Raw genomic sequence first — 11,304 nt, 5'->3', positions numbered from 1 at the left:
ATGCCAACACGTTGGGATGCTACGGCATACACTCCAGACCTATTTGCTGCACGGATCAGTCCGTGCATTTACCCGCACCGTGTCGAAGCAGGAAGCGCTCCGGCAGACCCAGGAAATACGCCATCCGAACAGTATTGATGTAGGACGGGTGAAAACGGCTCTCCGGACCATTGACACACCATATCGCGGCAGCGTGGCGCGCTCCACCAAACGATCCATCTCGGGGAGTGGTCAGTCGAACTTCAGTAGCTCCGCGGCCGCCACTTCGCCTCGCGAGCGCGGAATCCGTCAGTGAGGACGCGTTGGGAATCACCATCCACAGGCAGTCTGACGGGTCGGGTTGGTTCTCTCAGGAAAGGCGACTACGCGCCAGATGAAGGCACCGTGTTCGGTCTGCCGCGAAGGTCAGAGCGTGACGAGAGTCGCCGTACTGAGCTCTCCAGTGCGCACGCGATCCCCGTTCGACTCGTCGCCGCGTAGCTCGCGCTCCAGCGCCACAAGCCGCGCATCGATCGACCTGCGTGTCCTGCGCCGGTCGATCAGCGTCTCACGGTATCGGCGCAAAAAGTACGCGATCGTTTCCACGCGCAGTCGAATGGCGCCGGTCGGTTTGTTCTCGTCGATATCCTTGAACGAGAAGTACGGCGTGCCGGACCGCTCCACGATCTCCTCGACAACGGAGTACACGGGTGCATCGTGCCCGCACTTGAAGCTGCTCAGCTCGAGCGCGACCAGATTGGGATGCCGCGCCGCATACTTCGCGGCCCACACCTTCCGGTTGGTGTTCTCGCTGTACGAGTTCTTCCACGCGTCGTCGATCGCGAGCGGGCCGCGCATATGTCCCGCGCGCGTCTCGTCGCCGAAAAGCTGCTCGAGGAGGTCAGGGTCGCGCGGCAACGTGTCGGCCGTGAACACGGGAATGCCGAGTTTCTGGAACTCCTGCGGGATCTCGTGGCAGACGCCCGGGTCGTGGTGGTAGGGGCGCGAGAGCAGCACGACCCCGACACCATCCGTGGCTTCCAACAACGCGAGCGCGTCGCGCGCCTGTGCACGCAGCCGGGCTTCTGTGGCGTTTAGGTGTGCCCATGCGGCGGTACACGCGCGCGCGTTCTCGCCGGCCGACACCTCGAGCAGCGATGCGAACTCGGCGTGCATCTGGCGCGCCAGTAGCGCGGGCTCGGCGAAGTTGAGAAACGTGTCGAGGTATCGGAGGCCAGCCTCGCCAAACAGGTCACGTTCCTTGGTGAACGCGGCCTTTACCGCTTCTGGCGTCGCCGCGACGGTCGGGCACGATCGGCTGTCGGTCACGCCCTCGAGAAACGTGGGCAGGCTGTCGATCATCGGAAAAAAGATGACGTCGAGCGGACGCGCCGCGTGCTTGTGCACCAGCAGATTGTGCACGTGCGGGATGCCGATCTTACTCGGGAAGCAGGGGTCGATGGCGCCGCGCTTCGCGCCCTCTTTGTACAGCTCATCGCTGGTGTGGTCGCTCCAGACGAGATTGCGCGGCAGCACCCCGAGCGACTCGAAGTAGGCCATGAACCAGGGGCCGAGCGAGTACATGTTGAGCGCGCGCGGCATACCGATGCGATACGTGGCCCGCGCCGCGATGCCCTCGGCCCGCGCATCGCGCGACTTCCGCCGAAGCAGGCCCATGATGCCGGGTTTTGGCGGCACGTCGGCCACGGAGGCAACGCCGGCCGGCGCGAACGCGGCCCGCATGGAGAGCTCCGCGAAGTTGGGGTTCGCATCGCTCAACGCATCGATGCCGGCCTTGATCTCCTTCATGGCGTCGATATCCTCGACGGTGCCCTTCTCGCACGTCGCGATGATGAGGCGTTGCTCGTTCGCCGCGCGCGGCACCTTCGATTTTGCCTGCGGCGTTACTGGCGCGGATGCACTCGCGGACTCCTCGGCCGTCGGGCCGGTCTGCACGTCGATGAACGTGCGCAGGCATTTGTTCTTGCAGAAGTAGCAGCGGGTGGCTTCCGAGCGCGTCGTGCGAAAGGCGATGCGCGCGGTCCGCTCGAGTCCGATGAACGACGTGCGGTGCCCGCGTTCGGTGTGCAGCCGGTGGGCCTCGACGGCCGACCCGATCGCACCTGCCTCACCGCAGAACTTGTGGACGGTCACCTGTGGCGACTCGGGCGTGCCGAGGAACCGGCTCGTGATGAAGTCGACCTGCGCCTTCACCGCGGCGAGGTTGTGCTGCGTGCCGCCCTGCAGGACGAAGCGCGTGCCCAACTTCGCGAGATTGGGGATCTGCGAGATGTACAGCCAGATGTTCTTCGGCAAGACGTCACAGAGCCCGGCCATGATCTCGTTGGCGGCCCAGCCCTGACGCTGAAAGTCGACGATATCCGACTGCATAAACACCGCACAACCGTAGCCGAAGCTCGGCATCGCCTGCGCACTGAATGCAATCTCGGCGAACTCGCGAACGTCGTAGCCGAACGTGGCCGCGGTGCTCTGCAGGAAGTAGCCGTTGCCGGCCGAACACTGCGTGTTGAGCTTGAAGTCTTTGACTTGACCGTTTTTGAGCACGATCAGCTTGATGTCCTGCCCGCCCACGTCGACGATGACGTCGGTGTCGGGATAGAAATGCAAGCCCGCCTGCGTGTGCGCAACGGTCTCGACGAGTGCGACGTCCGCCTGCAGTACATCCTTGAGCGTGTCCTTCGCGTACCCGGTTGTTCCGACGCCCAGCACCTCCAGCGTGCAGCCCTGCGACGCGATGGCCGCCTCGAGGTCCGCGAACACATCCATCGTGTCCTCGATCGGATTGCCCTTGGAGAGGCGATACGAGGTGGCGATGACGTTGCGGTCGAGATCGAGGAGCACGCCCTTGGTGCTCGTGCTGCCGCCGTCGACTCCAGCGAACGCTTGCACAACGGTGCCGGGCGCGAAGGTGGGCGCACTCCATCGGCTCGGCGTGTAGCGCGCCCGAAACGCGTCGAGCTCCTCGCGGCTGTTCCAGAGTCCACGTCCGCCGGCGGCCTGCTTTTCTTCGACGCGGCCGGTTTCGAGATACCACTCGAGCTCTGAGGTACCACGGAAAACACCAGTATCCGGCGCATCGGCGATCTCGAGCTTGGCGAACTCCACGGCACCGATCGCCGCGAAGTATTGAGCGTCCTCCGGCACCGTCACGAGGTCGTCGATGCGCGCGCCGGCATCGTACGGTACGCCGCGTTCGTCCCACAACTGGCGCAGGTTCTGCTGCCAGCATTCGCGCAGCCCGTCGATGTAGCAGTTCGGCCCACCAAGCAACAGCGTGCGGGGACGCAGTGTGTGCCCCCGTGTGAGCACCGCCAAGTTCTGTAGCACGATGCTCTCGAACAGCGACGCCATGAGCTCGTTGGCCGGCACGCCCTGCTTCTGCAGACCGTTGATGTCGGTCTCGGCAAACACGCCACACTTGCCGGCCACCGCATGCAGTTTGAGGCCGTGGTAGCCCATGCGGCATAGCGCCGCGGCGGGAATGCCGAGTTTCGCGGTGATCTTGTCGATGACGGCACCCGTACCACCCGCGCACTTGTCGTTCATCGACGGGATCTTCTTCTTCCGGCCTGTCGTCTCGTCCGTCTTGAAGATGATGATCTTCGCGTCTTGCCCGCCCAGCTCGACGACGCTCTCGACGTCGGGGTAGAGTTTCTCGACGGCGAGGCTCACCGCGTTGACCTCCTGCACGAACTTCGCGCCGATGCGCCCTCCAATCGACGAGCCGCCCGAACCGGTCACGAACATCCGATACGCGCTCGCTGGAACGTCGGGAAACGCCGCGGCGATCGTGCGCAGCATCTCGAGACACTTCTCCGGCTGCCGCGTGTCGTGGCGCTGGTACTCCTTGGCGAGGATCGTATCGCTCACAGGCTCGATCACCACGTACTTGACCGTGGTGCTGCCTACATCGAGTCCAACCACCAGCCCCTGCGGATAACGGGCGGTGCCGGCGAACGATACGGGCGTCGCCGCCGGGCGTGGCGTGACCCGCACGGTCGGCCGCGCGGACTTGACGCTGAGCTGGACGAGCTCGGGCGCGCTCTTCGTGGTACTGCAGCTGCCTCCGCTGCCGCAGCTCATGTGCGAACCATCTGTCCCGCGACGTGCAGCGCGAAGTTGGCGGCGCGGCCGACGACGCCCGGAGCTTGCGGTACGCGCTGCAACGCGCGTCGGAGCGCCGGTCGCTCCACGACATAGGCCCGCAGCTCATCCAGGGTCCGGCCCGTGCGCGCGACGCTCTCGCGGAACTCCTCTTTGCACTTCCCCTTCGCCTCGCCCAGCGCCATCTGCACGCGGCTGTGCGCGTTCACGTCGCCTTCGCCCGACGTCTCGATCGGGATGTAGATCATGTCCTTGAAGTGCGACGTCACGGCCGCCTGCGCTCCGTCACTCTGCGTGCTGGGCATGCACCCGAACGGCTTCAAGCTGAGGACCATGTGACACAGGTCTTTGTTCGAGTAGTAGATGTTCTTGGCGACCTCGAGGTGCCCCTCGCCGCCACCCGCGCGGCTGTTGTAGTACGGGTGCCCGATGCGTGTAAGCTCGAGCTGGTTCACGAGCGCGTGCACCGTGCCGCCGAGCGCCTCGCGGAATCGGTCGTACTCGCGGGTGAGAATACGCTCGGCGAGTCCGAGGCTGTACAACTTCTTGCGGTATGCCACCTCGCCCGACACGCGCGCGCGGAGGCTGCTCGTGTCGAGTGCGCGGCGGTCGCTCGCCTTGGTGCGCGCCTGATTCAGCATGTACGCGATCCACGTCGCGACCGGCTCGACGAGCACCTCGGCGCCCTCGCCCTCGAGGAACGCGAACATGCGAAAGTTGCCATCGCCTTCCGTGGTCTGTGCCCAAAACTCGCCGGTCACCTTGCAGACCGGCCGGGGACGTAAATAGTCCACCTCGATCGCGTCGAGCATGGCGCGGCAGTCGTGCAGGGCCTCGGTGTAGTGCGTTCCGCGCAGCTGGTCAAGGAACGTGGCGGCGGCAACGGCACCGCTTACCGGCGTCACGGTCGCCAGCATCGCCGCCAGCGCGCCGTCGTGAATGGTGTCGTAGTCCTTCTCGCGCACGGCTTTCGCGCAACGCACGACGCAGCGCGCGAGCACGCGGTCGGTCTCGCCGGCGTGGGTCTCGTAGGGCCGGATCGCGTACGCCACCTCGTTCAGCAGATCGCCGAGGAGGAAGCCGTTGAGCAGCGTGATGAAGAAGTTGAGATTGAGTTCGAGCCCAGCCTCGACGGCGGCCTGTTCCAAGCCGCCCCCCTGCTGAAACAGGAGTACACGAAAGCCGTCGAAGCCCGCGTTGCGCAGCGCCAGCCGGTACTCCGCTTCGTACATCCCGAACCGGCACGGGCCGCAAGCGCCCGCCGTCAGAAACACATGGTCGCGCAGAATGGTCTCGAGCGGAATGCCCTGCTCGTCGCGCAGGCGGCGGAGATGGTTCACCAGTGCGCCGACGGTGAAGTACGTAGGGTTGCACTGGCCGTTGTTGCCGAACTCCTTGCCCGCCTGGAAATCCGGCTTGGCCGGCGTGGGGATGATACCCGCCTTGTAGCCCAGCCCCTCGAATCCAGCGAGAATCAGCTGCTCGTGCCGAAGCGTGAGCCCGCCGAACCATACGGTGACCTGCCCGCGTTCCGCGCGCGTGAACTGGTGTTCGGCCGGCCGACGAAAGTGATCGACTGGGAGATCGAGTCCGGCTTCGGCAAGCAGGCGTGCGCGTTCATCGCGCAGTGTGGCGGTGATCGCATCGTCGAGCAGCGGCAGTGGCGCAGGCATGCGAATCGTCATCGGGCGCTCGGGGTAGCGTACGCGGAAGTAGCGGCGATTTCGCCGGCGGGAAACGAGGACGCGCGGCGGCGCAGCGCTCGCCTGATCAGCAGGACGCCTGCGAGCACCGGCAGCACGCTGAGCCACTGCCCAGTGTGAATCGGAAAGCCGACGAGCTCTTCGACATCGCGAAAGGGCGACATCGTGCGCAGCTGTTCGATATAGAACATCTTGAAGTACTCAGCCAGAATGCGCAGCGTGAAGTAGGTCGCGAGAAACGTCCCGGCAATCAGCCCCGAGCCGATCGGCCGAATGTTGCGCCGCTCGACCTCGCGCAGGACGACCCACGTGAGGAGTCCGTTGCCGATCTCGTAGAGTTGCACGGGATGACGCGGGATGGCATCGACGCGCGCGAAGACGACGGCCCAGGGGACGCTGGCGGGGCTGCCCAGCACTTCGGAGTTGAAGAAGTTGCCGACGCGAATCCAGTTCACGGCAAGGGCGACGGCCGGCGCAAAATAGTCGCCGAGCGTAGTCCAGGTGACGCGCTGCCGCCGTGCAAACAGCCAGAGCGCGAGGGCGAGGCCGAGTGCCACGCCGTGCGAGGACACGCCGCCTTCCCAGATGTGGAGAACGCGCAGCGGGTTTGCGAGGTAGGTGCGCGGCTGATAGAAGAAGCAGTGTCCGAGGCGTCCGCCGATGACGACGCCGGCGACACCGTACCACAGCCATCGCTCGGCGAATTCTGCGCTCTCACCGAAGCGGCGCACCCGGTGATGCCAGACCGCGAACCCCGTGAGGATGGCGAGTCCGAAACAGAGTCCGTAATAGCGCACGGCAACGCCGCCAAGGCGGATGAGCACTGGGTCGACGTTCCAGACGAACGACTGAGCCATGTACAGGCAGAGGGGGGAGAGGCGAGGGGCGAGGAAAGCCAGCAGGCCAAGGTCGCTGTCCGTCGCAGGGCGCGTCAAGGTGATGAGAAGGTGATAAGTTGTGACCGTGCTCCTACGATTCCTGGTGGGGATTGCCGCTGCCCTTCTGCTGTTCGCGCCTGCGCGTCTGGCGTCGCAATGGACGCGACCCGACTCCGGCGTGCGCGTGTACCTGATCACCGCCGGCCCCGGTGGAAATTTCTTCACGTGGTTCGGGCACACGGCGCTGATCGTCGCGGATGCGCGTCGTAAGGCGGACTACTGGTACGACTATGGCATCATCGAAGGCACGATGGGCGCGAGCGCCGATCAGCGGCGGGGCGCGATCCGGGCCCGCGTCGTGCGCAGCGCCAGCCCGCGGGCACGGCTCCACGCGCTCGAGACGGACGATCGAGAAGTAGAGCTGCAAGAGCTGTTGCTGGCGCCTGACCAGGCCGATTCGCTGGTCGCGCTGCTCGAGGCGGATGTCTCCGCCTTCGGCACAGCGGGGTACGCGTACCGCCACACCGGAGACAATTGTACCACGCGCATTCGGGATGTGCTCGACCGCGCCACGGGCGGCGCCTTGCGACGAGCCGTCGCGGGCGACGTCGCGGGGACCGTTAGGGACGAGGGGTATCGTCGGGTCGCGAGCCGCAACATGGCGATGGGCTTGCTCGGCGACGTGCTGACCGGCCGCACGATCGATCAGCGCATGACGCGCTGGGACGCGCTGTTCCTGCCGGCCGAACTCGCGCGTGCGGCGACGGTCGCACGCCTCGCACGGGAGGCCCCGTTTGCCGTGACACGTTTCCACGTGCTCAGCCACACGCACGTCGTACCAGTACAGGTGCCGTCGCACGGTTGGCTGCTGGCCGCGATCGGCGCTATGCTCGCGGCGGCGGTCCTGCTGTTCGGCGTTGGCACACGGCATCACAGCACGCGGGCGAGGGAGCTGTCGCGCACGATGCTCGGCACGAGCGCAGCCCTCGCCGCCCTGCTGCTCGGCCTGTTGGGCTGCGGCATCGTGTACGGGTGGACGATGACCGCATTCACCCTTGCCGACGCGAACGAGAACATCCTGCTCGCCAATCCCCTGGCGCTGTTCACGCTGCCGTTCGCGGTGGCGTATGCGACCGGGTCGCAGCGCGCCCGGCGCCCGCTAGTGCACGGGTGGACCGTCCTCGCCGCCAGTGCGGCGCTGGCGCTCGCCGCGAAGGCGCTGCCGTCGTTCACGCAGCAAAACTGGCGCATTATCGCCTTGGTGCTGCCCGTCATCATCGGTCTCGCGGCCGCGCTGCGCGTGGCGCGGCCGGAGGCGCGCCAGACCGAGACCGCGCTAAGGCCAGAAAGCCTGCGGGAACCCGCCCGTGCGCACGAGCGCGAGGGCGTCCATCCCTAGCGCGACCGCGACGTGCACCACGACGCCGCCGCCGATGCTCCGCGTGCGCAACGCCAGCACCCCAAGGACAATGCCGGCGACGATGGAGCCGAGCGCTTCGAGCAGCGGCTTATGCACGTGGATGAGACAGTACGGCAGGACCGACACGAGTACGGCGTTGACGCCGAGCCGCGACTCGAGCGTAAAAAGCAGCACGCCGCGAAAGAGGAACTCGGTACACGCCAGCACGGTCGCGTACATCGTCCAATAGAGCAGCAGCAGCGTCCACGACCACGCGCCCGTCTGCGAGGGGCGCAGCATTGGATACGTGGTGAGGAAGCCGGCCTGTGTGCTCGCGAGCGCCAGCAGCGGGAGCATGACGAGGATGAGGAGCAGGTACGGCAACCACGCCGATCGGGTGAACGGCACACGCAACGTGAATGGGAGCTTGCGGCCGCCCTCCCGGCCGTCCTCGCGGGCGCGGCCATGACTGAGGATAGCGGCCGGCACCGCGACCCAGAACAGCAGCATGCCGACGGTCCACCAGGCGTATGTCGCGAGTGCGCCCCACCACGGCGCATCGCGCACGAGCGTGGCCGGCGCTGCAGCGATCGTGCCGTAACGTACCCCCGGCGCGAGTTGCGCGAGAAGATTCGGCCAGAGGCGCGCGGTGCGGAACGGTATGAGAAGAAATTCCACCACGACCAGCGCCACCGAGGTCCAGGCGAGCACGGCGAAGACCGTCGCGTCGGTGGGCCAGACCGCTGAGGTCGAACGCGACGAGGACGGGACCGTGAAATAGCCGCGCAGGCGGCGGGAGTCGATCACTGCGGAGTTGTGCAAGTAGGTCGTGCTTGACGGGTGGTAGGCGGAAACGTAATCTCGCTTGCTTCCCGAGGCGTCGCGACCGACGCGCCGCCTCGTCCACTTGGCTTCTGGAGTACCGTCATGCCGTTGGAACTGCTCGCCACCGCTGTACGGCGGCATCGTTTTGCCGTCTCGCTGATCGGTGTGGTGACTGCGTGCGCCATTATCATCCCCGCCTGTGGCCCCGGCGGCGGCGGCGCTGACGCGCCCGAGCCCGTGGCGACCACGCTCATCTTTCAGAGCGGCCCCGACGACCTCGTAGGCGGCCAGTCGGGAACGTACGTCGCCAAACTGCGGGACCCGAATCTGGCTGACATCTCCGGCGCCGCTATTACGTATGGGCTCGCGACCCCGGACCAGGCCGTCTCAATCAACCCCACGACGGGTGTGCTCACCGTCAGTGCCGTGCAGCCGCAGGCGACACGAACCGTCACCGTCACCGCGACGGCCACCATCCCGGCGAATCTGATCGAGCAGTACAAGGCGCCGACGGCGGTGAACAAGCCAGTCACGATTCGCTCGCGTCTCACCGGCATCACGCTCTCGGCGCTCGCGGCCAACAGCGTCACCCCGACGACCGCGCTCACGCTGCGCGTCGGCGATCCGGTCGCGACACTGAGCCCGATTGCAGCGTTCGCCGCCGGTGCATCGACCACACCTGCGGTCAGCTACACGTTCACGAGCTCCAATCCAGCGCTGGCGTCGGTCGACGCGCTGGGACGGATCACGGCAATCGCCGCGACCACCACCTCGGTGACCATTACCGCCGGCGCGGAAGGCGTGACCAGCAGCGCGGTCACGGTGACGGTGCTGCCGCCCGTGACGACCACGATCATGGTGACCGTGCCCACGAGTGCCACCCTGCCGCTTGTCCCCGGTGAGCAGGTGACCCTGCAGACGAACGTCAGCAACGCGCCGGCCGGAACGGGCGCCATCACGTTTGCGTCGGCGAACTCGGCGCTCGTCTCGGTCACCGCGACGAGCGGACAGATCACCGCCGTTGCGCCCACCACGACCCCGGTGCGCATCACCGCGACGTACACCAACGGATCGACCGTCGTGACCGGCTTCACCGACATTTCCGTCGTCGCGCGCGTCGCGACCACTATTGGGCTCCGGCGGCTGATCGGTGGCGTGGGCCAGGCCGCCACGCCGCTGACGCTTGATCAAGGCAAGCGCGACACACTCGCCGCCGTCGTCCGTGACCAGCGCAGCGAGCCGCTGCCAAACGCGCCGGTCACGTTCACGTCGTCGGCCACTGCGGTCGCGACGGTCACGGCATCCGGCATCGTGACGGCCGTGGCACCGGGCGTGGCGAACATTGTCGCCACAACCGGAACGCTATCGGCGCAGGTCGCCATCACCGTGCCGACGCCCCCTGCCAATCCGACGATCGCCGTCACGCAGAGCCAACCGGCGGTGCCCGCCGGCCCGACAGCTCCAATCTCCCTCGACGTCGCGACGAGCACGAAAATCGGAGTGACCATCGCGAACCCCGTTGCCGGCGGGACGCTGGGCATCGAGGTGCGCAACCCCTCGCTCGCTACGTACTACCCGTCCGACAATACCGGATCCAGCGCCGTCGGATCGCTTTTCGGCAAGGCCAAGGGCTCCACGTTCCTCGACGTGACGTACAGGGCCGGCACCACCATAGTGACGCAAGCCATTCCGCTCACCGTCGGCAGCACGGCGCCCGCCAGCCGGGTGGCACGCGTGATCCTCGAGCCGCAAAACAACACGGTCGCCATCCCGGTCGGCTTCTCGTATCGCCCGCGCTTCGTCGATGCCGCTGGCATCACGATGTCCGCGGCCGACGTCACAGCCGACGGCGGAATCATCCGCTTCTTCAACTCGAATGACGCGGTCGGCACCGTCACGCAGAGCGTGCCCGCCCCCACCACGGCAGCGTTCGCGCCCAGAGCCGCCGGCACCACGAACGTGCTAGTCGTCTACTCGAAGAACGACATAAGCGTCGCGGCCGACAACACGAACGCGAACGTCGTGAACTCGACCGAGAACATCGGGTCGCTCACGAACTCGACGTCCGGCGATGCACGGACAGTCAGGGTGGGAACGACGAATGGCCTGCTGCTCCAGGTGATCGTTCGCGACAAGAGTAACTTTGTCGTCACCACCGGCACGGCGCCGACAGTCACGCTGACGCCCGACTTCAGCAGTCCGAGCGTACCGGTGGCGACGCTGGCGCGCGAGGCGAACACGTCCGGATTCTTCTATACGATCGTCGGCGTCACACCGGGCAACTACTCGCTCAAGGCGACCCTCGGCAGCATCTCGACGACGATCCCGATCGTCATCGTGCCGTGATCGTCGGGCGGCGGTGCGCTGACGAAGTGCACCGCCGCCCCGTTGCATT

General features: G+C 66.4%; 7 protein-coding genes. 3 read left to right on the top strand and 4 right to left on the bottom strand.

Features of this window, described 5'->3' with window-relative positions:
* On the top strand, window positions 1-295 hold a 295-nt coding region (locus ACLL97_RS14900), incomplete at its 5' end, for a hypothetical protein (RefSeq protein WP_411281265.1).
* Window positions 296-405: 110 nt separating this feature from the next.
* Here ACLL97_RS14900 and ACLL97_RS14895 read toward each other — a convergent pair.
* From ACLL97_RS14895 to lgt, 3 genes are read right to left on the bottom strand one after another with little or no spacing between them, the layout of a single operon-like run.
* On the bottom strand, window positions 406-4,083 hold the full coding sequence (locus ACLL97_RS14895) for a BadF/BadG/BcrA/BcrD ATPase family protein (protein ID WP_411281264.1): 3,678 nt from the start codon (window positions 4,081-4,083) through the stop codon (window positions 406-408).
* Window positions 4,080-5,789 (bottom strand): activator of (R)-2-hydroxyglutaryl-CoA dehydratase, encoded by a 1,710-nt coding sequence (locus ACLL97_RS14890; RefSeq protein ID WP_411281263.1) that lies wholly within the window; start codon window positions 5,787-5,789, stop codon window positions 4,080-4,082. The genes ACLL97_RS14895 and ACLL97_RS14890 overlap by 4 nt, the downstream gene beginning before the upstream one ends.
* Complete coding sequence (gene lgt, locus ACLL97_RS14885; protein ID WP_411281262.1) at window positions 5,786-6,742, bottom strand: prolipoprotein diacylglyceryl transferase; 957 nt, start codon at window positions 6,740-6,742, stop codon at window positions 5,786-5,788. The genes ACLL97_RS14890 and lgt overlap by 4 nt, the downstream gene beginning before the upstream one ends.
* Before the next feature lie 22 nt (window positions 6,743-6,764).
* Between lgt and ACLL97_RS14880 the strand changes: the two genes are divergently transcribed.
* Entirely contained in the window at window positions 6,765-8,084 is a 1,320-nt protein-coding gene (locus ACLL97_RS14880) for a DUF4105 domain-containing protein (RefSeq protein ID WP_411281261.1), read from the top strand.
* Here ACLL97_RS14880 and ACLL97_RS14875 read toward each other — a convergent pair.
* Window positions 8,022-8,891, bottom strand: a complete 870-nt coding sequence (locus tag ACLL97_RS14875; protein WP_411281260.1) for a CPBP family intramembrane glutamic endopeptidase — start codon at window positions 8,889-8,891, stop codon at window positions 8,022-8,024. The two genes, ACLL97_RS14880 and ACLL97_RS14875, sit on opposite strands and share 63 nt — an antisense overlap.
* 120 nt (window positions 8,892-9,011) lie before the next feature.
* On the opposite strand from ACLL97_RS14875, the gene ACLL97_RS14870 reads away from it, so the two are divergent.
* Window positions 9,012-11,255, top strand: a complete 2,244-nt coding sequence (locus tag ACLL97_RS14870; protein WP_411281259.1) for an Ig-like domain-containing protein — start codon at window positions 9,012-9,014, stop codon at window positions 11,253-11,255.
* The last annotated feature ends 49 nt before the right edge of the window (window positions 11,256-11,304 follow it).

The sequence above is a fragment of the Gemmatimonas sp. genome (genome assembly GCF_046594945.1).
Taxonomy (GTDB): domain Bacteria; phylum Gemmatimonadota; class Gemmatimonadetes; order Gemmatimonadales; family Gemmatimonadaceae; genus Gemmatimonas.
This window is presented reverse-complemented; position numbering and strand designations above follow the sequence as displayed.